The organism is Flavobacterium hercynium (assembly GCF_002217285.1).
GTDB classification, from domain to species: domain Bacteria; phylum Bacteroidota; class Bacteroidia; order Flavobacteriales; family Flavobacteriaceae; genus Flavobacterium; species Flavobacterium hercynium.
Window position 1 is genome coordinate 1 of the sequence record NZ_MUGW01000036.1, and the last position, 25420, is coordinate 25420.

Genomic DNA, 25420 nt, shown 5'->3' on the forward strand with positions numbered 1-25420 from the left:
AATCCAAAAATCTAAAATCTAAAATCTAAAATCTAAAATCTGAACTCTAAAATCTATTACTCCCATTCCCTTGCGTATATTCAAACTAATTCTTATTTTTAGTACTTGAATATGCCGTTATGATAGAAATAGATATTGAGAAAGAAAATAAAGCAATTGCACAGGAATACAAGGAGTTACTCCGCATAAGCTACCAGACTTTATCGCCAACTGACAAAAAACTTATTCGTAAGGCTTTTGATGTAGCAGTTGATGCGCATAAAGAACAGCGTCGCAAATCCGGAGAGGCCTATATATTTCATCCCATTGCGGTTGCAAAAATCGTTGCTTCTGAAATTGGTTTGGGAGCGACTTCTATTGCCGCGGCTTTATTGCATGATGTTGTAGAAGACACACCGTTGACGGTTGAAGATATCGAACGACTATTCAATCCAAAGGTTGCTCAATTGGTTGAGGGACTTACCAAAATTTCATTGGTTCAAAAAGACCTGAATGCTTCGATGCAGGCAGAGAATTTTAGAAAAATGATTCTGACGCTGAATGATGATGTCCGCGTTATTCTGATAAAATTAGCCGATCGTCTGCACAACATGCAAACCATGGACTCCATGGCGGAATACAAGCAAACCAAAATTGCCTCCGAAACTTTATACATTTACGCTCCACTCGCCCACCGTTTAGGTTTGTACAACATTAAAACCAAACTGGAAGATTTAGGATTAAAATACACTGAACCTGCTGTTTACGAAGATATTGTAAGCAAAATTAGAGAAACAAAAGAGGAACAGGATGCTTATATCAAAGATATCTCCGATGTTTTGAAGAAATCGCTTGATGGCGAGCAAATTGATTACATTATCAAAGGACGTCCAAAATCTATTTATTCTATTCGTCGAAAAATGCGTGCTCAAAACGTAAGCTTCGATGAAGTTTATGATAAGTTTGCGCTTCGAATTGTGTATAAATCAGCTCCACATGATGAGAAATTTGTGGCTTGGAAAATCTATTCGATCGTAACAGATCATTACAGACCAAGTCCAAGTCGTTTGCGTGACTGGATTTCATCACCAAAATCAACAGGTTACGAAGCACTTCACATTACGGTTATGGGACCAAAAGGCCGCTGGGTCGAAGTTCAGGTGCGAAGTGAGCGTATGGATGAAATTGCCGAAAAAGGATATGCAGCGCATTACAAATATAAAAATGGAGCAACGGAAGAAAGCGGACTTGATGTTTGGCTTAATCTGCTTCGCGAAGCTTTAGAAAATCAGGAAACCAATGCGGTAGATTTTGTTGAAGATTTTAAAATGAATTTATATTCTAAAGAAATCTTCGTCTTTACACCCAAAGGAGAAATAAAATCGTTACCCAAAGGAGCGACTTCACTTGATTTTGCCTTTAGTATTCACTCTGAAATCGGAATTAAAACGAGAGGAACCCGCGTAAACGGACGTCTAGTTCCTTTGAACCACGAACTAAAAAGTGGTGATCAGGTTGAAGTTATTACGTCTGTTAACCAAAAACCAACTGTAAACTGGCTTGAATACGTAACGACTTCAAGAGCTAAAAATAAGATTAAAAATGTTCTTAACGAGAACACCAAAAAAATTGCAGAGGAAGGAAAAGAATTACTTACCAGAAAACTAAAACACCTAAAAATAACCATTAGCGAACAGGTTATCAATGAATTAGTTAACTTCTTCAAATTAAAAACAAGTCTTGATTTATTTTACAGAGTTGGAATTGGCGCTATCGAAAATCAGCAATTAAAGGATTATGCTGCGCAAAAAAGCAATTCGATCATCAACTTCTTCAAAAATAAAATTAAGCGTAACAAAGACACTACGACTCCGGAAGAAATTCACAAGCAAGTTATTAGCAGTAACTACGACATGCTGGTTTTTGGAACGGAACACGATAAACTTGATTATAAACTTTCGCAATGCTGTAACCCGATTCCGGGTGATGATGTTTTTGGATTCGTAACGATCAACGAAGGAATAAAGGTGCACAAGAAAGATTGTCCAAATGCGATAGGAATGCAATCTAACTATGCATACCGAATCATGAGCGCAAAATGGATCGATTCTTCGCAGGAAGAATTTAAAGCGATCATTAATATTACCGGAATGGATGTCCTTGGACTTACGAACCAATTAACGAAGGTAATTTCGAATAATATGAGTGTAAACATTCAGAGTATTTCATTGAGTACTGATGCTGGTATTTTTCATGGTCAGGTCGCGGTAATTGTACAGAACAATACAATTTTGAAAAAAATGATAAATGCCATTAAAAAAATTGATGGTGTTGATAAAGTAACGAGAGAATACCGAACCTAAATTTCGATATCTTAGAAAATAGAGTTAAGAAAAACACGGTACAGAAATTGTTAGTTTTATCTTAAATAAAAACAAATATGTTAATTAAGTTTTAAGTGTGTTGAAGCAAAAAAAACAGCGCAAAAGCCCTAAACAAGACTATTTACAGGTTACAAACTGAGAATTGAAAGTTAAACTTTGAACTTTAAACTTTTATTCATTAAAATAAAAAATTATCTTTGCCAGATTATGACACTAATTTCAACTGACAACACTAAGAATCAAGAAATTGTAAAAAATGTTTTTACAATGTATCTTGAGCAAAAAGGGCATCGCAAAACTCCTGAGCGTTATGCTATACTTCAGGAAATTTACGATAGTGAAGAGCATTTTGATATAGAAAATCTTTATATCAAAATGAAAAATAAAAACTATCGTGTGAGTAGAGCAACATTATACAATACTATTGAGTTATTGTTAGACTGCGCTTTGGTTAGAAAACATCAATTTGGTCAAAATCAGGCTTATTACGAGAAATCATACTTCGACAAACAACATGATCACATTATCATGACGGATTCTGGCGAAGTAATTGAATTTTGTGATCCCCGAATTCAGACCATTAAAAAAACAATCGAAGAAATATTTGATATCGAGATCACGAATCATTCTTTATATTTTTACGGAAACAAAAAGCAAAAACAATAGTTCCTGAACGGGAATTATTAAAAGATAAAAAAAAAGAAAAATTAACTACATTAATCAGTAGGGCAATTGAAATTGTCTAAACGCAAATTTAAAAACAGAATGACCGTAGATTTATTACTAGGATTACAATGGGGAGATGAAGGTAAAGGGAAAATTGTTGACGTTCTTACCTCAAATTATGATATTATTGCACGTTTTCAAGGAGGACCAAATGCTGGACATACATTAGAATTTGACGGAATTAAACATGTTCTTAGAACTATCCCTTCAGGAATTTTTCATAAAAAATCAGTAAATATCATCGGAAATGGTGTTGTTATAGATCCTGTAGTTTTTCAAAAAGAAATTGAAGGTTTAGAAAAATTTAATCTTGACATCAAAAGCAAATTAATCATTTCAAGAAAAGCACACTTAATTTTACCTACACACCGTTTATTAGACGCAGCTTCTGAAGCATCTAAAGGAAAAGCTAAAATTGGTTCTACTCTTAAAGGAATTGGTCCAACTTACATGGATAAAACCGGAAGAAATGGTTTACGTGTTGGAGATATCGAATTAGAAGATTTTAAAGAGCGTTACAGAGCATTAGCTGACAAGCATGAAGCTATGATTGCTTTTTATGATGTTGCTATTCAATACAACTTAGCGGAACTTGAAAAAGAGTTTTTTGAAGCTATCGAAGAATTAAAAAAATTAGATTTTATTGACAGTGAAGAATACATGCACCAAGCTCAAAAAGCGGGTAAATCTATTCTATGTGAAGGAGCTCAGGGTTCTTTGTTAGATGTTGATTTTGGAACTTATCCATTCGTAACATCTTCAAATACTACTGCAGCCGGAGCTTGTACTGGTTTAGGAATTGCTCCTAATAAAATCAAAGAAGTATATGGAATTTTTAAAGCGTATGTTACACGTGTTGGTAGCGGACCTTTCCCAACTGAACTTTTTGACGAAGTTGGTGCTACAATGGCAAGAGTTGGAAACGAATTTGGATCTGTTACAGGAAGACAAAGACGTTGTGGATGGTTAGACTTAGTAGCTTTAAAATATGCTATTCAAGTTAACGGTGTTACACAACTTATGATGATGAAAGGCGATGTTCTTTCTGGATTCGAAACTTTAAAAGTTTGTACAGAGTACAACTACAAAGGTCAAAACATTTCTCACTTTCCTTACAACATCGAGCCGGAAAACGTAACTCCTGTTTACAAAGAATTTAAAGGGTGGCAAGCTGACTTAACTGGAATGACTAGTTATGATCAATTGCCAATCGAGCTAAAAGAATATATTGAGTTTATTGAAAAAGAAGTTGAAGTGCCAATCAAAATTGTATCGGTTGGACCAGACAGAAAACAAACAATCACAAAATAAGAATACTAAACGCTCTGATAAACAGAGCGTTTTTTTTTGTAAAATATTTTGCATTTATTTTTTTAATAACGGAGATAAAAAGATTCTCTTTTGTAAATTAGATTAACATAGAACACCTTAGCTTAATTATGAAAAATCCTGAGATTGAAATAAAAGAAACTCAATTATTATCAGACAACTGGTATACCTTAAATAAAGTAACTTTTACTTATAAAACAGAAAAAGAAAGGGCAGAAACTCATATTCGCGAAGTTTATGATCGAGGAAACGGAGCGGCTATTTTATTATACAACAAGGCTAAAAAGACGGTTATCCTAACGAGACAATTTCGTTTACCAACGTATCTTAACGGAAATAAAACCGGAATGCTTATCGAAGTTTGTGCAGGACTTCTTGATCAGGATAATGCTGAAGAAGCTGTTATTCGAGAAACTGAAGAAGAAACAGGTTATCGCTTAAACAAAGTTCAAAAAGTAATTGAAACCTATATGTCTCCGGGCTCTGTTACTGAAATCTTGTATCTTTTTGTTGGAGAATATGACGAAAGCATGAAAGTTAATGCCGGCGGAGGATTAGATGAAGAACAAGAAAACATTGAAGTTCTGGAATTTACTTTTGATGAAGCGTATGCAATGATCGAATCAGGAGAAATTTTAGATGCTAAAACAATTATGTTACTCCAACATGCAAAAATAAAAGGGCTAATCTAAGCATTAAGCAATAATCAATATATTTTTGACCTTGTTCCCAATGGAATAAGGTCAAATATCTGAAATGATAATCCAATAAATAATTCAAGAAATTATGTAATTCGATTGGAGGCTAAAAAAATAACTTTACTAAACTAAAAAAAACCAGTTTATGAGAAAGTTATACTATACATCAAATGCTCTTTTGCTAATTTTTCTAGTTTTTTCTTCTTGCAAAAAGAACGAAACAAAAGAAACTAAAGAAATAGCTGCAACAAAAAAAACAGTTGAATACAAAAAACCGCAATCAATTGGATTTCATTTTGAAAAAACAAAAGAATGGTTAGAAGCTAATAAAAGTGATTCAACCAAACTAGATATCGCTTACGCTGTAAACAGAACTGATAAAGCCAACTTTGCTAAATTGGATTCTGTTGTAATTCCGTCTGATTTTAGTGGTGATTTACCTTATTATCTTTCGTTTCCTATTCACGTTTCAAATTTGAAGGAAGTAAGCAAGGTTATTATCTTTTCTTATCCTTCTCAGACTTTTGCTGCGTATGAGAATGGTGATTTAGTATATACGGGACCAACAAACATGGGACGTAAGAAAGACCAAACGCCTACCGGATTGTTTTTTACGAACTGGAAAGCAGAAAAAACAACAAGTACTTTTAATGATGAGTGGGAATTGAAATGGAATTTTAACATCGAAAACAAACTTGGTGTTGGGTTTCATCAATATGAGTTACCTGGATATCCTGCTTCGCATTCATGTCTTCGTTTGCTGGAAAAAGATGCAAAATTTTTATACAAATTTGCTGATGAATGGATTCTGAAGGATAAAGAGAATGTAAAAGTAAAAGGAACTCCTGTTATTGTTTTTGGACAATATCCTTTTGATGGCCCAAAACCGTGGTATGCATTAGTGCAAGATCCAAAGGCTTTGAACATTTCTGAAGAAGAAGTAGAAAGTCAAACGCAGGGTTTTATACAAGAAATATTAGAAAATCAAAAAGTTAGAGAAGCTGAATCCAATACAGCATCGTAAACTACTTTTTATATAGCATATTGCAGCTGACACAAATTTGAAACTTTGGTGTTGGCTGCTTTCTTTTTTAGCCAATTTTACTTTTAAAAAATCGCTTTTTATTTTAGCGTAAGTCGATTAAATTTTTATACTTTCGCTTTCGAAATAACTTCTTTTTGACTAAAAAAAAGAATGTAAAATAACGTAAACGATGGTAAAAAAACTAGCCCTCCTTTTTATGCTGTCCAGCTTTGTAGCGATAGGACAAACCAAAAAAAAACCTACTTTAGAATCGTACACCAGCCGAAAAGGAATTTATGAGTTAAAATATAATCCTGCTAACTGGATTAAAAACGAAGAAACAACCGGCTGGGATGCTGAATTTCATGACAAATACAATTTGATTAATGCGTATTTTATTGAATATGATTATTTCATTACTGAGAAAAATCTAAAAAGCACAATCGAAGAGCAATACAAAGAGTTTGGAACTATTGCAAACCTTAAAATTGCTAAAAAGAAAATTAATGATCTTACCGTTAATTACTACACTTGCGAGTTAGACTACAACGATTATTTATATAAATATCAAGGTTTTTTCTACAGCGGAAAAGGTGGCTCTATACAATTACAATATGGTGCACAGGCTGAAGCAATAGAACCTAATCAGGGTATTATTGATGAGCTGAATAATGGTCTTGTTGTTATTCCTAATTAAGCTAACTGCCTAATTTATCTATTTATAGATACCTACAAGGTTTTGAAAACCTTGCAGGAAAGCTAAATTAATATAGATTCTTATAAATAAAATACCTAACAGGTTTTGGAAACCTGTTAGGAGAGCTAACTAAATATTATTTATTACTTGACCTGCAAGGTTTTCGAAACCTTGTAGGTCTTTTTCTTTAAACATCGACAATACCTAATAGGTTTTGGAAACCTGTCAGGAGAATTAAAAATAATAGCTAAATTATTTAACTAGAAAAACAAAAAGGCATAAGAAGCGAATCTTATGCCTTTTGTTTTATAGAAAAAACTAAAAATTATCTTGAATAATTTGGAGCTTCTTTTGTGATTGTAACGTTATGTGGGTGACTTTCTGTAATTCCGCTTGATGTAATTCTAACGAAACGTCCTGATTCCTGTAATGTTGGAATATCTTTTGATCCGCAGTATCCCATTCCGGCACGAAGACCACCAATGAATTGTAACATACTTTCGTTTAATTCTCCTTTGTAAGGAACACGTCCTACGATTCCTTCCGGAACTAGTTTTTTAACGTCGTCTTCAACATCTTGGAAGTAACGGTCTTTTGAACCTCCTTGCATTGCTTCTACAGAACCCATTCCGCGGTATGATTTGAATTTTCTTCCTTCGAAGATAATTGTTTCTCCTGGAGATTCTTTTGTTCCTGCTAGTAATGATCCTAACATTACACAGTCTGCACCTGCTGCAATTGCTTTAGGAATATCTCCTGTGTAACGAATTCCACCATCTGCAATAACGGGAACTCCTGTTCCTTTGATAGCAGCAGCTACTTCTAGAACTGCTGAAAATTGAGGAAAACCAACACCTGCAACAATACGTGTTGTACAGATAGAACCAGGTCCGATTCCAACTTTTACACCGTCTGCTCCATTGTCTACTAAATATTTAGCAGCTTCCGGAGTTGCAATGTTACCTACAATTACATCTATTTTTGGGAATTTTGATTTTACTTCTTTCAATACATTCACTACACCTTCTGTATGTCCGTGTGCTGTATCGATAATAATAGCGTCTACACCTGCTGCAACTAAAGCTTCTGCTCTTTGTACTGCATCGCCTGTAACTCCAATGGCTGCAGCTACTCTTAAACGTCCGAAGATGTCTTTGTTTGCGATTGGTTTTTGAGTTAATTTGGTAATATCTCTAAAGGTAATTAACCCAACTAATTCATTGTTAGCGTTTACAACTGGTAATTTTTCGATTTTATGTCCTTGTAAAACTACTTCTGCTTGTTCTAATGATGTTCCCTCAGCTACTGTTACTAAGTTTGAACTTGTCATTACTTCTGCAATTGGTTTTGATCCGTCTTTTTCGAAACGTAAATCGCGGTTGGTTACGATTCCTTTTAAGATTCTGTTTTCATCAACGATTGGAATTCCGCCAATTCCGAATTCTTTCATGGCATTTTTTGCGTCTGCAATTGTTGAGTTCATTGGTAATGTTACCGGATCGATAATCATTCCTGCCTCAGCACGCTTTACTTTTCTAACTTTCGCAGCTTGTTGCTCGATTGTCATGTTTTTATGTAAAACACCTATTCCACCTTCTTGAGCCATAGCAATTGCCATTGCACTTTCGGTAACGGTATCCATAGCAGCTGATACTATTGGAACGTTTAGTGTTATATTTCTTGAAAATTTTGATTGGATACTCACTTCGCGAGGAAGCACATTCGAGTAGTTAGGTACTAATAATACATCGTCGTAAGTTAAACCTTCGCCGATAATCTTGGTGTTGTGTGCTATCATGTTGCAATTTCTAGTTGAATTGCGTGCAAATATAGTGAATAAATTGCAAACTTAAATACTAACTTATTCATAAATTTAATTTTACAGGAAAAGCATTATCTTTTTGATGAGCTCTAGCCCTGATGGAAAAGGAAAGCCACGAGAAGTAAAACTGCATTTTTTTTTGGGTTTAAAAAGCGACCAGCGGAAGCTCTTTTAAAGCCTTAAAAAAAGTGGTTTTGCCCAAGTGCTTGTATTGGACAGCAGGAATAGCTTCTAATTATTTTTCTGCATCCTGAAAAACAAAATTGAAACCTAATTGAAATGCCATACTATTGGCTTTCGTAACATCTTTGAGTTCTAAAAGATTATTGACCATAGCATAAACATTGAATTTACCGACGGTTCCTGAAAATCCCAATCCTATGTTTTTACTCGAAAAGGCATCGACGGTATAGGTTGCTTTTAAATCTAGACCATCTGAAATACTCCGTTTGTAATAAGCGGTGAGTGCTGCAAATGGGGTTCTGGGTGTGCTCATGAGAAATAATTGTCCTCCAACGGCATTGGCATATTTTCGTTTTGCAGAGGTTTTGCAATTACAATCTTCTGATGATCTCGATTCACCAAAGGAATATTGAAGTGATGTGTAGAATTTTGTGGGCCTCCATGTGGTGTATTTATTGTAGGTTGTGTCACGCGGAATTGCTTTTTCGAAATCGTCGATGATGTTTCCGGGTTCATCGGTTTGGGAGAAATTTGGTTTTACGCCATCATAACGGTATTGTCCTTTGTAGGTTAGGGTTTCGATGTCTTTGGTCTGATTGATAAATCCTAAATCGACGATACTGGCGGTAAATTGCAGGTTTTCTTTGAAATAATACGTTATTCCGGCATCGATTCCCAAACCTAAGCTTCCGTCTAAAAAAGTGTTGCGGGCGATATCGCTTGCTATACTTCGATCGTATTCGTCTTTGGTAAAGCTGGAGATACCAGATGTTTTAAGTTCTAAATGCGAGGCAATTACCTGAGTATAAAGATTGGGTGTTCCTTCGGTTTGTTGTGTCCAGATGAATCCGGAATTTTTTGTGGATGTTGCATTTGCTCCGCTGGAATACAATTTTGCACGTCCTCCGACTACTAATTTCTTATTGATCTTTTTGTGAAATCCGATATGAAATACAGACAATACTTCGGCCTTGACACTTAAGTCGGCTAAATCGAATGATTTTCCGATGTAATTTTGATTACCATACATTGCCAGTATGGCGGGGTCTTTGGGCATGTACATAAAGAAGTCGAATTCCTGATAAGCACCAAATGAAATGTAAGATTGGCTTTTTTCTCCTCCTATTCTAAATCCGCCTGAAAATAATTCTAGTTGTTGATTGACCTGTACACGATCATTGTTTGATGTTTTATTGATTACGCTTCGTACTTTATCATTGAAGTCAACGCCATTGTCTGCAAATAAATCATAGGCAGAAAAACCGCTTGAACCTATATTTGCTGAAATTCCGGAGAGTAACGGAACGCCAAAATAAAAATTATACGAAACATCGGCTCCTGGATTTAGCATAGACGATTGTGGAATGCTGGTAAAATTATACAGGATTTCTTTGTTTTGAGCAAAACAAGTGAGCTGAATAGCACTAATCAATACTAGATATACTTTTCTTATTTGTCTCATTGAATCTCAAAATAAACGGTTCCGCCGGAACGTAATTTTATATTCCCTGTACTATTTTGATCTAGTGGTGTTCCGGGTAACATTCTGACCACGAAACCTACTTGTGCGGTTTGCTTAAGAAGATCTAAACGTTGATTTTGAAATACTTCAGTTGGATATTTTATGATATTTGTACTTCCTGAGTTAGCAGGTATATCGAACCTAAGAGTTTCTAAAATTTGACTGTTGGCATCTAAAAGCTGAAGATCTACAATAAAGGCACGTGGAATTGTATTTTCGAGTTCAAAATCGATATCAGTTCTTACGATATTTTCTCTTAGAAATTTTTGTTTAAAGACTTCAAATTCTTTTGCATCAAATGCTATTTCACCTCCTCCTCCGTAACCAAAATCGGAAACGGGAAGATCAAAATAGGCAAAATTAGCTACAACAACCGGCTCTAATTTCAGGTCTTTGGTCTGATCAAAATCGAGATCACTCGCGCATGAAAAAAACAACGATGCGGCAATTAAAATTCTGAAAATTCTATTACTGGAGTTTATTTTCATGACTAAATATCTAAAGTATAATAAGATACAACGTCAATAAATCAAAGCTTATTATGACGCTATACTAAAATTAATACTTTTTAGTGATATTTACCAAATAATTTTGAAGCCTCATTATAAGCACTTTCAAAACTAAGCGAGTTGAGTCCTGTTGTTTTTTTGTTTGATGTAAAGTAGGAAATTAGTTTTTCAGTAGGCATATTTCCGGTTAGTTTGTCGGTTGCCATAGGACAGCCGCCAAACCCCTGAATAGCACCATCGAATCGAAGGCAGCCGGCTTTTGATGCTGCATCAATTTTTTCGAACCAGCTTGTTGGTGTGGTATGCAAATGCGCACCAAACTCTATTTGAGGATATTTTGGAATTAAATTTGAAAAAAGATAGGTAATCACTTCTGGTGTAGAACTTCCCACGGTATCTGAAAGCGACAGGATTTTGACCCCCATTGTAGACAATTTTTCTGTCCACTCGCCTACTATTTCAACATTCCACGGATCACCATACGGATTTCCAAAACCCATTGAAAGGTAGGTCACTACTTCTTTGTCTTTTTTAGCTGCAATTTCGAGAATCTCTTGTAAGGTAACTAATGATTCTGCAATGGTTTTATGGGTGTTTCGCATCTGAAAATTTTCGGATATCGAAAATGGAAAACCTAAATATTGTATGGCTTCGTGCTCTGATGCTGTTGCTGCTCCTTGTGTATTGGCAATAATCGCCAATAGTTTACTGGTAGTTTGCGAAAGATCTAATTCAGCCAAAACCTCGGCTGTGTCCTGCATTTGAGGAATTGCTTTGGGTGAGACAAAACTTCCAACATCGATGGTATCAAATCCTACTCTAAGCAAAGCCTGGATGTACGAAACCTTGTTTTTAGTCGGAATAAAAGTTTTGATACCTTGCATGGCATCACGTGGACATTCGATAATTTTGATTTCTTTACTCAAAGCTTATTCTTTTGTGAAGGCTAAGTTAGTTTCTTTTTTAAAGAAATAAAAGTTATAATTTTCTAAATTAATTATTACACAATAACGTAATAAAAAACAATATTACATATAAACGTAATAATAATAAAAATTCCTTATATTTGTAATAAACTACTTTAATAATTTTTAATTATATTTGAATTATGACTAGCGTAATTACAGGTGATATCATTGGTTCGAGACAACAAAAGTCCGAACATTGGGTAGAGGGTTTAAAAAAAATCCTGTCTCCGTTTGGTACTACACCAAGCAACTGGGAGGTTTACAGAGGTGATGAATTTCAAATTGAAATAAAAAATCCTGAAGATGCGTTATTGACTGCTATTTTAATAAAAGCGCATTTAAGAGCCGTAAAATCAGATGCGAGAATGAGTATTGGTTTTGGAGATAAAACGTATAATGCGGAAAGAATTTCTGAAAGCAACGGATCTGCCTTTATCAATTCGGGTGAACTTTTTGAAACTTTAAAAAAACAAAAAGTGACTTTGGCAATGCGAATGGGCGATGTTGCATTCGACGATACGCTGAACCTGATGTTGCGACTAGCCTTGACTTTTATGGACAGCTGGCTAATACAGTCTGCTGAATTTGTTGCTCTTGCTATTGAAAATCCTGATTTATCGCAGGAGGAATTAGGTCAAAAACTGGGCATTAATCAAGCTGCTGTGAGCAGACGACAAAAGCGGGCTCAATTTGATTTGGTTATGAATTTAGATCGTTATTTTAGAACTCAGATAAAACAACTTACGACATTATGATTTTATTTATAAAACTTCTTTTAGCACATTTACTTGGTGATTTTATCTGGCAGCCCAATTCATGGGTTACCGACAAGGAAGTCAAAAAACATAAAAGCATTTATTTATACCTTCACATTCTACTTCACGGAACATTAGCAGCAATTCTGGTTAGAGAAATTAAGTTTATACCGTATGCCATTTTAATTGCCGTTACGCATGGCGCTGTTGATCTTGTAAAACTGAATTTTCAAAAAAGCAAAACAAAACGTACCTGGTTTGTCGTAGACCAGATAGCGCATGTTCTTATTTTAATTGGTATTGTTTTGCTATATGAAAATAAAGCCGTGAGTTTTTCGTGGATCAACAATCAATTTTGGATTTTACTAACTGGTATTTTACTGATTACGAAACCTACTTCTATCTTTATTAAAACAATTATCTCGATATGGACTCCTGATAATGAAACAAGCAGCGACGATTCTCTCGCTAGTGCAGGTAACTACATTGGGATACTGGAACGATTATTTATTTTCTGCTTTATCCTAATTGGACATTTTGAAGCAATCGGTTTTTTGCTGGGTGCTAAATCTGTTTTTAGATTTGGAGACCTGAAAATAGCCAAAGACAGAAAACTTACTGAGTATGTTTTAATTGGTACTTTAATAAGTTTTGGAATTGCTATTGCAGTCGGACTTATTGTTCAGGCGCTGCTTTTACAGTTGCTTTAAAATTTCTTTATTAATGGCTTTGATCAAGGCTGGCCCTTCGTAAATAAAACCTGTATACAATTGTACTAAACTTGCTCCTGCATTTAATTTTTCGATAGCATCCTCCGCAGTATGAATTCCTCCTACTCCAATAATTGGAAATGCTTTGTTGCTTTTTTCAGATAAAAAACGAATTACTTCTGTAGATCGTTTTGTTAACGGTTTTCCTGAGAGACCACCCATTTCTGCCTGATTTGGAGATTCTAATCCGTCACGCGAAATGGTTGTATTGGTAGCAATTACTCCTGCAATTTGAGTTGTTTTTACAATATCGATGATATCCAATAATTGCTCGTCTGTAAGATCCGGAGCGATTTTTAATAAAATTGGTTTTACTTTCTGAGTGCTTGTTTTTTGCTTTTCTACGTTGGCATCCTGCAATGTCTGCAATAAGGCTGTTAGTGGCTCTTTATCCTGTAATGCTCTTAAATTGGGTGTGTTTGGTGAACTTACGTTTACCACAAAATAATCTACGTGATCGAACAAAGCATCAAAACAAAGTAAATAATCTTCTACGGCATTTTCGTTTGGCGTAACTTTATTTTTACCAATATTTCCTCCAATTAATACTCCTGAATTACTCTGCAAACGTCTTACAGCATCAATAACACCTCCGTTATTGAATCCCATTCGGTTTACAATTGCCTGGTCTTCTTTTAATCTGAACAAACGTTTTTTTGGATTTCCTTCCTGACCTACCGGCGTTACAGTTCCTATTTCGATAAAACCAAATCCAAAGTCTGAAAGCTCTTTGTACAACTTAGCGTCTTTATCAAATCCTGCAGCAAGTCCAACCGGATTTTTGAATTTAATTCCGAATACTTCACGCTCTAAACGAGGGTCTTTTACTTCGTAAACTAATTTAACTATTGATGAAACTCCCGGTATTTTTGAAATGAATTTAAGAAATGAAAAAGTAAAATAATGAACTTTTTCAGGATCAAAACAAAAAAGAATCGGACGAATTATCAATTTATACATAAAAGTTTTGTGTTGTAGTTGTTATTGCGTGCAAATGTAATTATTCATACTTTAAAATGCTTCATTTTTACAAAAAACTGTTTTTTGTGATTTATTTCTCCTCTAAATCAAGAATAAGCTTCTAAATCCTATCCACTGTTTATTACATACTTTTAAACCCCTGAAATATTGTTTATATTTGCCTAAAAATTAGAAAAATGCAACATATCATAGATCGCTTCATCAGTTATGTAACAATTGATACAGAATCTGACCCAAATTCACAAACTACACCAAGTACTGCTAAACAATGGAACCTTGCCAATAAATTAGTCGAAGAGCTAAAAGCAATTGGCTTAGACGATGTTACAATCGATGATAAAGCGTATATCATGGCTACTTTGCCAAGTAATGTGGAACATGAAGTGCCTACAATTGGTTTTGTTTCGCATTTTGATACTTCGCCTGATTTTAGCGGAGCGAATGTAAAACCTCAGATTGTTGAAAATTACGATGGAAAAGACATTATTCTAAATGCTGAAAAAAATATCGTTTTATCTCCAAGCTATTTCAAAGATTTACTGCAATATAAAGGGCAAACGATTATTACGACTGACGGAACTACCTTATTAGGTGCCGATGATAAAGCCGGAATTACAGAAATTGTATCGGCAATGGAATATTTAGTTCAGCATCCTGAAATTAAACACGGAAAAATCAGAATAGGTTTTACTCCTGATGAAGAAATTGGCCGCGGAGCGCATCATTTTGACGTTGAAAAGTTTGGCGCACAATGGGCGTACACGATGGACGGAAGTCAGATTGGTGAATTAGAATATGAAAATTTTAATGCTGCAGGAGCTAAAATTACTTTTAAAGGAAAAAGTGTTCATCCTGGTTATGCTAAAGGAAAAATGATTAACTCAATGCTGATTGCAAATGAATTTATCAACGAACTTCCAAAAGGCGAAACACCACAGGAAACTAAAGGTTACGAAGGTTTCTTTCACGTACACCACTTAACAGGAAGTATCGAAGAAACGGTTTTAGAACTGATTATTAGAGATCACAACAAGATTAAATTCGAAAAGCGAAAAGACCTAATTGGAAAAATTGCTAAAAAAATAAATAAAAAATTCGCTAAACAATTTGGAGAAGATATTGTAACCACTGAAATAAAAGATCAGTATTACAATATGAAGGAAAAAGTGCTTCCGGTAAAACATATTGTTGATATTGCTGAAAAAGCAATGAGAGAATTAAACATTAAACCGATCATTAAGCCTATTCGTGGCGGTACTGACGGATCTCAATTATCTTTTATGGGATTACCTTGCCCGAATATCTTTGCAGGAGGACACAATTTTCACGGAAAATACGAGTATGTTCCGGCAGAAAGCATTCAGAAAGCAACTGATGTAATTGTGAAAATCGCTGAATTGACTGCTATACCGGGTATTTTTGATGTAACAGAAAAACCGAAAAGAAAAAAGTAAGGAATGTAATCTGTCCAAAAATACATTTAAAAAAATCCCAAATTCTATTTCAGAATTTGGGATTTTTTATGCTTATATAATTTGTGCAATTGCTTTTTTTACTGCGAAATTTGTTGTTAAATTTTAAACTTAACATTTGTTTTGTTTGAGAACAAAAACTTACATTTACGCTCGAAAAAAATAACAAACCTTTTCTTAATATCAATATTCAAAAGATGTCATCAACCTGACATTAGAAAAATATGGACTAAATGGGAAGGTGATTTTAAAGAAAAAATAAAAACAATTATAAACCCCTAAAAAAAATTAAACAATGGAAAAAGAAAAAAGTAAAGCAGGAAGGATAATGCTAATAATAAGTATCATTTTTTTAGCAATAACTTTATACGTTACTTATTACAGATATACAAAAATTCAAAGAGCGATTTTTACTACGGGCAAAATTGTTCGTTTTGAAAAGAAAATTGAAGAAAAACGGGAAAATAATAGAACAAAAAAAACAACTTTTTATTATCCTGAATTTGAGTTTAAAGATAAAACAGGGCGATTAGTAAATGTAAAATCAAATGCAGGTAAAGGAAATTCTCCTGCTTACAATGTTGGCGAAGAAATTGAAATTATGTATAGTCCCGACGATAGCAGCGATGCACAAATAAACGATTTTGCAAGTTTATGGTTACCAACTTTTGTCTTAGGTATTTTTACTTTAATCTTTTCATTCGTTACTTATATCATAAGAAAAAAAGAACTTTAATAGTTCTTTTTTTCTTATCCCTTTTATCCTTAACAGAATTTTCAAACCTATATGTTTATCGGATCATGAAATTAAACTATAATTTTTCTATTATTACTTTTAGAAAATCCTTTCATAAAACAGTATGAAGATCACTACCCTATTCTCATTTCTATTTATCTTTTCATCCCTACAAAGTTTTGCTCAAAGAAGCGAAAACAAAAGTAATCCTAAAACGAAAAATATTTACGAAGTAATTAAAGATGATATTAATCTGACATTAGAAAAGTATGGACTAAATGGGAAGGTGAAAACAGTAGAACAAAAAACCCATTCTCTTCCTAAAGATTCTATAATTAATTTTAGTAATTATGAATTAATCGATCTAAATAAAGAGCACGAATATTCTAACCTTGCGGAAATGGATAATGATTGCAGAGTAACTTTTAATGAAAATGGTTTTCTAACAAACAGAATTTCATTTGGAAACAGATTTGGCAGTAAGTCTGTAGTAACAGATGCCTTATTTTATGACAAAAACAATCAACTTATTATTAGTAAAAATAATTTACTAGGCGATGATTTTTCATTTTCTGGCGACATAAAATTTGAGTATACTAAAACCGGACATCTTATTAAGCAACATGTAAAAAAGCAGGTATGGCTTTACAGTTATTTTGAAGATAAAAATCAGGTAAAAATTCTGCATCATGAAGATAATGAGTTCTGGTACGAGAATTTATATACTTATAATCAATTAGGACAAAAAATTGAAACTTTAAGGTATAAAAAGGACAAAACTATAGAAAGCCGTATCGTATATGAATATGATGATCAAGGAGAAATAGCAAAAGAGATACTCTTTAATCCTGATGGTACATCTCAAGAATATTACAAGCACAAGTACGACCAAAACATAAAGGTTTATCAACAACTTGACAAAAATCAGAATTGCATAACAAGGATTACAATTAACCCAAAATACACACCAACTATCAGAATAAGGAAAATTGAATATTATCAATAAAACTAAAAAAGAAAAAACTATGATCATTTAAATACTCTTTATCTAAGTGCTAATGTTGAATAACATCAATCAGAATCCTTTTCGAAAAATGTTATTAAAAATCATCAATCAAAAAGCTCAAAACAATTAGAAATAATACATTAAACAAAAGTACACACCAAACAAAACCAATATATAATCAATACCTTAATGAAAAAAAATAATCTGATAAGCTTTTTACTTTTACTTTTTCTTGTGAGTTGCAACTCACAAGAAAAAGTAAAAGTAAAAAAAGGACATATAAAATCTACAAAAGAAATTGAGTACAATCTAGTTAACAATATTGTGACATATTCTAAAGGTGAGCGAGTAAGCTTGACAGGATTTGGTCAGGATCATATTGAAAATTTTGATTCTTTAGGAAATTTAAAAGAAACTTATAGCATATCCAATCTATCACCAGACCTAAAGTTTGTTTTAAGATCTAAATATGAATACAACAAAAAAAATCAGCTGGTTTCGGAAATCCGTTACACAGATAAAAACACTGTTTTTTCAACAACAACATGTAAATATGACAAGAAAAACAGATTAGAAAAAGAAGAATATATAGTAAGTAAAAACAGAGCTGGTTATCAAAGTTCTTTACAGGTTTACATGTACGATAAAAATCCAATTTTAAAGGCTGATCTTTTATTAGATACAATTACAAACAAGTATGAAGTCAATCATTATGAATTAATTAAAAAAGATAAAAACAACAATATTTTAGAAACCATTTATCAAGATGCTGACGATAAAACATATCGGGAAGAATATCACAAATATGATAAAAACAATAATTGTATTAGTACCACTTTTGTAGAACAAAGATTTGAAGAAGAAAAAGAAAAGTCCACATTTGATTACGAATACAACAGTCATAATGATATTGTAAAATCTCTTTATAAAACAAAAAAATACGAGTCTGTAACAAAATATCAATACGAATATGATAAATACGGAAACTGGATCATCAAAAAAGTTATAAAAGACGATGGTACTGGCAGCTATTTTGAAAGAGAAATTTCATATTACTAACTTAAATCAAGTTGCAATTCAAAATTTTAAAATAAAAAAAATCCCAAATTCTAAATTAGAATTTGGGATTTATATTTTATAGTAATCTAAAAATTATACTTTTTTGTTTAAAGCAGCACTCATTTCCATAGAAATAGCTGAACGCTCTAATTTTAATTTTCCAGACATTGTTTCAATAATAACTGTTGTCTCAGCAAGCTCTGCCACTCTACCGTGAAAACCGCTTTTAGTAATTATTTTGTCCCCTACTTTTAGGCTGCTTTCAAATTCTTTTTCGTTTTTCGCTCTTTTTTGTTGTGGTCTGATCATGAAGAAATAGATTACCACGAACATTAATAGAAATGGCGCAAATTGAGTTAATTGTCCCATAATTTAAATTCTGTTTTTGATTTATTATTATTTTTTTGAAATCTTACATTAAACCTCTTCCAACTTTTACCAGTTTTTTATTGGCTTCAAGTTCTTTTACAAGGTTATCTAAAATCCCGTTGATAAAAATACTACTTTTTGGTGTAGAATACTCTTTTGCAATTTCTAAATATTCGTTAAGAGTTACTTTTACAGGAATTGAAGGGAATTTTAAAAACTCACAAATTGCCATTTTTAAAATAATCGTGTCAATTTCAGCAATTCTTTCGCTATCCCAGTTTGGCGTTTTATCATCGTATTCTTTTGCTAATACTGATTCGTTTAAAACTGTTCTTCTGAATAAATCTTTTGCAAAATCCTTATCTTCAACGTCCTTATACAATTTAGGCACTCTAAACTCGTCAGGATTGTTGTTTTTTATTGCTTTTAATTGTTTAATGATATGTGTATTAACAACAGGAATATCATCAACCCAAGTTAACTTATCATCTTCAAGGTATTCGTATAACTTTTCGTTAGGAACGATTACTTCTGAAAACAAATCAATTATAAATTGTCTGTCTTCTTCAAATGTATTCGCAGTATTGCTCATGTATTTTGCATACACATCGCTTGCTTTAATATCATTTAAAAGCAAAATGATATAATCGTCATTTAAAGACCAATTGTTGATTTTACGGTTTTCTAAAGCGATGCTTAAGGAATTGCTTTCGGCAAGAAGCTGAAAAATTTTATTGTTTATAAATTTTTCATTAGGATTACGTTCTGCAGCAGTCGCAAGATGTTTTTTACTTGATAAATGCAAAAATACAGATTCTTTTTTGCAAATTTCGATCAATGAAGAAACCATTATAAGATATAAGTCCTGAATATTATCAATACTATAAAAAAGAAACTTCTCTTCTTTTTCCATATTATCAGAACCGCTTTGGTGCATTGCATAAATGGATTGCATTACTTTAACGCGTATGTGTCTTCTGTTTACCACCTTGTAAGAACATTTAAAAATTAGTCTGCAAAAATAAGTATTTCACACGTCAAATTAAAATTTATATCCATTAATTTTTTAAGACTCAAAAATCAAGTATAATTTCTGCCAAAATTTATTTTTACAAAAAAAAATCCCAGTATTCACTTCCTGTTTACATGGTAAAACGGGATTGAATACTGGGATTGTAAAATAATAGTTTTTACTTATTTTTTGCTGTTTTCAATTTTTCTCAAATCAATACGATTTTGAGCGATTGTTAAAGCAGCTTTATGTGTCGTCATGTTGTTTGCAACAGCATAATCAATAATTTCTAAAGTTGTATTATAGATATTTTCTGTTTTGCTCATGATTTCTGCTTTACCATAATGCTCTAATTCAGCATAAACGTTGATAATTCCACCAGCGTTGATTAAGAAATCAGGTGCGTATAAAATACCTCTTTCCTGTAATCTTGCTCCGTGAACATTTTCATCTGCTAATTGGTTGTTGGCAGCACCAGCAATTACTTTAGCTTTGATTTTGTTTACTGTATTGTCATTGATTGTAGCTCCCATTGCACATGGTGCGTAAATATCAACATCAGCAGTATATAAATCTTCGCCTGTATAAATTGTAGCGTTGTATTTTGAAGCTACTTCATATAATTTTTCTTCGTTGATGTCTGCAATAGTAACTACTGCTCCTTCTTTAGTTAAATATTCTACTAAAGCTTCTCCAACGTGACCAATTCCCTGAACTAAAACTTTTTTACCATCTAAAACATCAGAACCAAACTGGCTTTTAGCAGCCGCTTTCATTCCTAAGTAAACACCATAAGCTGTAATAGGAGAAGGATTTCCTGAACCACCTCTTTCTTCAGAGATACCTGTAACGTAAGGTGTTACATCTCTAACAGTGTCCATATCTTTAGTTTCCATTCCAACATCTTCTGCTGTAATATATCTTCCACTTAGAGAGTGAACAAACTCACCAAATTTACGCATTAATTCAGGCGTTTTTTGTGTTTTTGCATCTCCAATAATTACTGCTTTACCTCCACCAATATTAAGTCCGGTAATTGCAGATTTATAAGTCATACCTCTTGAAAGACGCAAAACATCGTTTAATGCTTCCCATTCGGTATTATAATTCCACATTCTAGTACCTCCTAAAGCTGGCCCCATAACTGAATTATGAATACCAATAATTGCTTTTAAACCCGTATCTTTGTCGTTGCAAAATACAATTTGTTCGTGATCGTCAAAAGATAATTGACCAAAAACGGGATCCATTTTTTGAAGTTCCTTTCCAGTTGCGAAAGTTGCATCCATAGCGTTACTATTTATTTGTTAAATATTATGAATTTGTCAAAAAGACATCTCAAACTTAAACAAAAAATATACATGTGCTAATTTTTTATCCTTTTAATAACAATTTTACAATCGAATTGTTTTGACATAATTATAAATTCTATTACCTTTAATTGAGAATAATTTATAAAATCAAATCAATTTAATATTGAATCTCTTAAAAAAATGAAAGAATTAAGCTATTTAAACAAATATTTCATTAAATATAAATACAGTTTTTCAGCCGGAATTTTAATCACCATTATCGCACAAATATTTTCTTTGTTTACACCAAAGCTTATTAGTAAGTCGCTAAACGCTATTGAAAAGTTCGATAATTTACCTGAATCTCAAAAAGTTTCAGAAGCAATTATCGATTCTTATCGCCAGGATTTAATCCATAACGTACTGCTAATCATAGCCACTACAATTGTTGCAGGATTTTTAACCTTCTTAATGCGTCAGACTTTGATTGTAATGTCACGTCATATTGAGTTTGATTTAAAAAATGAAGTTTTTAAGCAATACGAAAATTTGTCTCAAAATTTCTACAAACAAAACAGAACTGGAGATTTAATGAATCGTATTAGCGAAGATGTTTCAAAAGTGCGTATGTATGTAGGTCCGGCCGTAATGTACACGATCAACACTTGTATACGTTTTGCTATCGTTATTATATATATGTATAGTGTTTCACCATTATTGACTTTGTATACAATTTTACCATTGCCTATTCTTTCGTATTGTATTTTCAAACTTAGCTCAGAAATCAATAAGCGAAGTACCACCTTTCAGCAATATTTATCTAAAGTATCAAGCTTCTCACAGGAAATATTTTCAGGAATCAGAGTCATTAAAGCTTATTCTTTAGAAAACCAGCATCAGAACAATATGGTGATGCTTGCTGACGAAAGCAAAAAAAAGAGTTTGGATTTAGCCAAAGTACAATCGCTGTTTGGTCCTCTCATGATTGCCTTAATCGGAATTAGTAATTTGGTGGTAATTTATTTTGGAGGTGTTATATACATCAACGGTACTATTCCTAACATTGGTACGATTGCTGAATTTATTTTATATGTAAACATGCTAACATGGCCGGTAGCGTCTTTAGGTTGGGTTTCTTCTATGGTTCAGGAGGCAGAAGCTTCTCAAAAACGTTTGAATGAATTTTTGAAAATCGAACCGGAAATCAAAAACAATAATGAAAACCCTTCTGATATTCAAGGTTCAATTGCTTTCGAAAATGTAAGTTATACGTATGAAGATACTAATATTGAGGCGCTAAAAAATATAAGCTTTACTGTAAAGAAAGGAGAAACTTTAGCTATTCTTGGAAAAACAGGTTCCGGAAAATCTACAATATTATCATTGCTTTCGCGTTTATATGATGTTAGCCATGGAAAAATAACAATAGATGAGAATGAAATAAGCGCTTTAAACTTAAACGATCTGCGCAATAATATTGGAATTGTACCGCAAGACGCTTTTTTATTTTCTGATACTATTAAAAACAACATTAAATTTGGTAATCAGCATGCAACTGACGAGGAAGTAATAGAAGCTGCTAAAAATGCTGTTGTACACGACAATATTATTGCTTTCAACAAACAATACGATACTGTTCTGGGAGAAAGAGGTATTACACTTTCGGGAGGACAAAAGCAGCGTGTATCTATTGCAAGGGCAATAATTAAAAACCCTGCTATTCTATTATTTGACGATTGTCTGTCTGCAGTTGATACGGAAACAGAAGAAACTATTTTAAATAATTTATTTGAAATCTGTAAAGATAAAACTACTATAATTGTAAGTCATCGTATTTCATCGGCTAAAAATGCCGATAAAATAATCATTCTGGAAGACGGCAGAATTATTCAACAAGGGTCTCATAATCAATTAATAAATCAGGAAGGTTATTATTCATCATTATATTTAAAGCAACTTTCGGAAAAAGAATTACTTTAATTGTTGTATAATCGATAAATTTTTATGATTTTTGAGTTCTATTAATTCCAAAAATGACAGAACGTATTATGAGAGAAAATGACATGCTAGAAAAAGAAGAGATTTTTTCTAAAGTTTTACGAGCAGGAAGAAGAACTTATTTCTTTGATGTAAGAGCTACTAAAGCTGATGATTACTATATCACGATTACCGAAAGTAAAAAATTCACTGAAGAAGATGGTTCTTTTCATTTTAAGAAGCACAAAATCTACCTATATAAAGAAGATTTCAGCGCTTTTGGCGAAATATTAGACGAAATGACTTCGTACGTCTTAAACCACAAAGGCGAAGAAGTAATTTCTGAGAGACACCAAAGAGATTTTAAAAAAGAATACGGTTCTGAAAAACTTGAAGTACAAAGAACTAGTTTCACTGATATTGATTTTGACGATATTTAGTCCAACCTACATAGCTTTTTAAAAAGTATAAGTCCAACATGTCCCGCATCTTGGACTTTTTTTATATATTTAAATTTCTATTTTTAAAAAATATAAAATGAAAAACCTATTTCTTTTATTAAGTATCTGCCTAATCGGAATTTCTTCTTTTGCCCAAAAGTTAGATTACGATACTAAATCAAATATTCAATACTACAATTCGGCTGTAAACAAAACCGACAGCTATATCAACGAACGCTGCGTTTTGGATATCTATTACCCAAAAAATTCTAAAGGCTTTGCTACGATTGTTTGGTTTCACGGTGGAGGATTAACTGGCGGCAGCAAAGAAATTCCTGAAGCGCTGAAAAATAAAGGCGTGGCTATCATTGGCGTAAATTACAGATTGTCTCCAAAAGCAAAAGCCGCAAAAGCGATTGATGATGCAGCCGCCGCAGTTGCCTGGGTCTTTAATAATATTTCCAATTATGGAGGTGACCCTTCCTTAATTTTTGTTTCCGGACATTCTGCAGGCGGTTATTTAGACTTAATGATTGGCTTAGATAAGAAATATTTACAAAAAGAAGGAATTGATGCCAATGCTATCGCGGGACTAATTCCGTTTAGCGCTCAATGCATTACTCATTTTGAAATTAGACGAGAAAACGGAATCCCGGAAACTCAGCCAACAATAGATGCTTTCGCTCCACTATTTTTTGTTCGTGCTGATGCACCTCCTCTTTTATTGATTACTGGAGATCGCGAATTGGAAATGTTGGGACGCTATGAAGAAAATGCTTATCTCATGCGCATGATGAAATTAAAAGGTCATAAACAAACGCGCCTTTTTGAATTAGACGGTTACAATCATGGTATGACGGAACCTGCTTTTCCATTACTTTTAAACGAAGTAAACCGAATAATTAAAGAAAAGAATAAAGATAAAACACCCCAAAAATAGTTCCTTAACCAAGACATCAAAATGAATACACATTTATTAATTTTACCCGGACTTGGTAATTCCGGAGAGAAACACTGGCAAACTTTCTGGCATGAAAAATTCAAAAATTCAACACGTGTAGTACACGACAATTGGGATGAGCCTGTACGCGAAGAATGGATTGCACGATTAAACGAAGAAATTTCTAAACTTGAAGAACCTACTGTTTTAGTTGCTCACAGTCTTGCCGTTTCACTCGTTTTGCATTGGACAGCCTTGTATACTAACAAACACATTGTTGGAGCTCTATTAGTTGCTCCCGCCGATGTAGATTCACCGGAACATACTCCTGAATGTATTCGGAATTTCGCACCTATGCCAACGCAAAAGCTACCATTTCCATCTATTGTTGTAGCTAGCGAAAATGATCCTTATGCTTCTTTCGAAAGAAAAAAATATTTTGCCGAAACATGGGGAAGTGATTTGGTAAATGTTGGTAAACAAGGACACATCAACTCTGATTCTGATTTAAAATATTGGGAAGAAGGGCAAGTTATTTTGCAGCAGCTGATCAAACGTATAGGATAGTGGTCAGTTTGTTAGTGGTCAGTGTTCAGTTTCTTTTAGTGTTCAGTTTTTTAGTATTTCACTGATTTTATTTTAGCCAATGAAATTCTAAACCAAAAACATTAAAAAAAGGAGTCCTTGGCGCTAAATACTAAGTACTAAGAACTAAGTACTAAGTACTAAAAAACTAAGAACTAAGAACTGATCACTAACAAGCTGAACAC

General features: G+C 33.2%; 24 protein-coding genes. 16 read left to right on the forward strand and 8 right to left on the reverse strand.

All coding sequences use genetic code 11. The features are described from left to right. The first annotated feature begins 119 nt into the window (after positions 1-119). From B0A66_RS16610 to B0A66_RS16635, 6 genes are all read left to right on the forward strand, one after another. Positions 120-2342 carry a RelA/SpoT family protein gene (locus B0A66_RS16610; RefSeq protein WP_089050981.1) on the forward strand — a complete coding sequence of 741 codons (2223 nt, stop codon included), beginning with the start codon at positions 120-122 and terminating at the stop codon, positions 2340-2342. A 228-nt stretch (positions 2343-2570) separates the two neighbouring features. Next, positions 2571-3029, forward strand: coding sequence for a Fur family transcriptional regulator (locus tag B0A66_RS16615; RefSeq protein ID WP_026981862.1), 459 nt, complete (start codon positions 2571-2573; stop codon positions 3027-3029). Positions 3030-3128: 99 nt separating this feature from the next. Beyond that, positions 3129-4400 carry an adenylosuccinate synthase gene (locus B0A66_RS16620; RefSeq protein ID WP_089050982.1) on the forward strand — a complete coding sequence of 424 codons (1272 nt, stop codon included), beginning with the start codon at positions 3129-3131 and terminating at the stop codon, positions 4398-4400. Between the two features lie 128 nt (positions 4401-4528). Continuing rightward, the gene (locus B0A66_RS16625) at positions 4529-5110 is read left to right on the forward strand and encodes an NUDIX domain-containing protein (protein WP_208862597.1); all 582 of its coding nucleotides are present in this window, start codon (positions 4529-4531) and stop codon (positions 5108-5110) included. A 151-nt stretch (positions 5111-5261) separates the two neighbouring features. Further along, positions 5262-6140 carry a L,D-transpeptidase gene (locus B0A66_RS16630; RefSeq protein WP_089050984.1) on the forward strand — a complete coding sequence of 293 codons (879 nt, stop codon included), beginning with the start codon at positions 5262-5264 and terminating at the stop codon, positions 6138-6140. Between the two features lie 190 nt (positions 6141-6330). Then, entirely contained in the window at positions 6331-6837 is a 507-nt protein-coding gene (locus tag B0A66_RS16635; protein ID WP_089050985.1) for a hypothetical protein, read from the forward strand. 325 nt (positions 6838-7162) lie between these two features. On the opposite strand, the gene guaB is transcribed toward B0A66_RS16635, so the two are convergent. The 4 genes from guaB to B0A66_RS16655 form a co-directional block, all read right to left on the reverse strand. Further along, a complete protein-coding gene (guaB, locus tag B0A66_RS16640; protein WP_089050986.1) occupies positions 7163-8635 on the reverse strand; it encodes an IMP dehydrogenase in 1473 nt (490 codons plus the stop codon). 259 nt (positions 8636-8894) lie between these two features. Next, positions 8895-10304 carry a DUF5723 family protein gene (locus B0A66_RS16645; RefSeq protein WP_317044365.1) on the reverse strand — a complete coding sequence of 470 codons (1410 nt, stop codon included), beginning with the start codon at positions 10302-10304 and terminating at the stop codon, positions 8895-8897. Next, positions 10301-10852 carry a hypothetical protein gene (locus B0A66_RS16650; protein ID WP_089050987.1) on the reverse strand — a complete coding sequence of 184 codons (552 nt, stop codon included), beginning with the start codon at positions 10850-10852 and terminating at the stop codon, positions 10301-10303. Before B0A66_RS16650 ends, B0A66_RS16645 begins: the two co-directional genes overlap by 4 nt. An 80-nt stretch (positions 10853-10932) precedes the next feature. Continuing rightward, positions 10933-11799: a beta/alpha barrel domain-containing protein gene (locus tag B0A66_RS16655; protein ID WP_089050988.1), complete on the reverse strand. Its 867-nt coding sequence runs from the start codon at positions 11797-11799 to the stop codon at positions 10933-10935. A gap of 182 nt (positions 11800-11981) precedes the next feature. Here B0A66_RS16655 and B0A66_RS16660 point away from each other — a divergent pair, with 182 nt between their 5' ends. Both B0A66_RS16660 and B0A66_RS16665 read left to right on the forward strand, forming a co-directional pair. After that, positions 11982-12596, forward strand: coding sequence for a hypothetical protein (locus B0A66_RS16660; RefSeq protein ID WP_089050989.1), 615 nt, complete (start codon positions 11982-11984; stop codon positions 12594-12596). After that, on the forward strand, positions 12593-13306 hold the full coding sequence (locus B0A66_RS16665; protein WP_089050990.1) for a DUF3307 domain-containing protein: 714 nt from the start codon (positions 12593-12595) through the stop codon (positions 13304-13306). The genes B0A66_RS16660 and B0A66_RS16665 overlap by 4 nt, the downstream gene beginning before the upstream one ends. Here B0A66_RS16665 and B0A66_RS16670 read toward each other — a convergent pair. Further along, positions 13292-14326 carry a quinone-dependent dihydroorotate dehydrogenase gene (locus tag B0A66_RS16670; RefSeq protein ID WP_089050991.1) on the reverse strand — a complete coding sequence of 345 codons (1035 nt, stop codon included), beginning with the start codon at positions 14324-14326 and terminating at the stop codon, positions 13292-13294. The two genes, B0A66_RS16665 and B0A66_RS16670, sit on opposite strands and share 15 nt — an antisense overlap. 197 nt (positions 14327-14523) lie before the next feature. Here B0A66_RS16670 and pepT point away from each other — a divergent pair, with 197 nt between their 5' ends. The 4 genes from pepT to B0A66_RS16690 all read left to right on the forward strand — a co-directional run bounded on the left by pepT (position 14524) and on the right by B0A66_RS16690 (position 18620). After that, positions 14524-15801, forward strand: coding sequence for a peptidase T (gene pepT / locus B0A66_RS16675; RefSeq protein ID WP_089050992.1), 1278 nt, complete (start codon positions 14524-14526; stop codon positions 15799-15801). Positions 15802-16114: 313 nt separating this feature from the next. Then, positions 16115-16555 (forward strand): DUF3592 domain-containing protein, encoded by a 441-nt coding sequence (locus tag B0A66_RS16680; protein ID WP_089050993.1) that lies wholly within the window; start codon positions 16115-16117, stop codon positions 16553-16555. Between the two features lie 124 nt (positions 16556-16679). Further along, positions 16680-17561 carry a hypothetical protein gene (locus tag B0A66_RS16685; RefSeq protein WP_089050994.1) on the forward strand — a complete coding sequence of 294 codons (882 nt, stop codon included), beginning with the start codon at positions 16680-16682 and terminating at the stop codon, positions 17559-17561. 189 nt (positions 17562-17750) lie between these two features. Continuing rightward, positions 17751-18620, forward strand: coding sequence for a hypothetical protein (locus B0A66_RS16690; protein WP_089050995.1), 870 nt, complete (start codon positions 17751-17753; stop codon positions 18618-18620). Positions 18621-18713: 93 nt separating this feature from the next. Here B0A66_RS16690 and yajC read toward each other — a convergent pair whose 3' ends face one another. From yajC to B0A66_RS16705, 3 genes are all read right to left on the reverse strand, one after another. Next, positions 18714-18989, reverse strand: a complete 276-nt coding sequence (gene yajC, locus B0A66_RS16695; RefSeq protein WP_089050996.1) for a preprotein translocase subunit YajC — start codon at positions 18987-18989, stop codon at positions 18714-18716. A gap of 43 nt (positions 18990-19032) precedes the next feature. Further along, positions 19033-19944 carry a transcription antitermination factor NusB gene (gene nusB / locus B0A66_RS16700; RefSeq protein ID WP_089051052.1) on the reverse strand — a complete coding sequence of 304 codons (912 nt, stop codon included), beginning with the start codon at positions 19942-19944 and terminating at the stop codon, positions 19033-19035. A gap of 239 nt (positions 19945-20183) precedes the next feature. After that, entirely contained in the window at positions 20184-21290 is a 1107-nt protein-coding gene (locus B0A66_RS16705) for a Glu/Leu/Phe/Val family dehydrogenase (protein ID WP_089050997.1), read from the reverse strand. A gap of 204 nt (positions 21291-21494) precedes the next feature. Between B0A66_RS16705 and B0A66_RS16710 the strand changes: the two genes are divergently transcribed. From B0A66_RS16710 to B0A66_RS16725, 4 genes are all read left to right on the forward strand, one after another. Next, positions 21495-23273, forward strand: coding sequence for an ABC transporter ATP-binding protein (locus B0A66_RS16710; protein WP_089050998.1), 1779 nt, complete (start codon positions 21495-21497; stop codon positions 23271-23273). Positions 23274-23341: 68 nt separating this feature from the next. After that, positions 23342-23710 (forward strand): PUR family DNA/RNA-binding protein, encoded by a 369-nt coding sequence (locus B0A66_RS16715; protein ID WP_089051053.1) that lies wholly within the window; start codon positions 23342-23344, stop codon positions 23708-23710. 97 nt (positions 23711-23807) lie between these two features. Next, positions 23808-24650, forward strand: a complete 843-nt coding sequence (locus B0A66_RS16720; protein WP_089050999.1) for an alpha/beta hydrolase — start codon at positions 23808-23810, stop codon at positions 24648-24650. 21 nt (positions 24651-24671) lie between these two features. Continuing rightward, the gene (locus tag B0A66_RS16725) at positions 24672-25217 is read left to right on the forward strand and encodes an RBBP9/YdeN family alpha/beta hydrolase (protein ID WP_089051000.1); all 546 of its coding nucleotides are present in this window, start codon (positions 24672-24674) and stop codon (positions 25215-25217) included. Positions 25218-25420 lie beyond the last annotated feature (203 nt).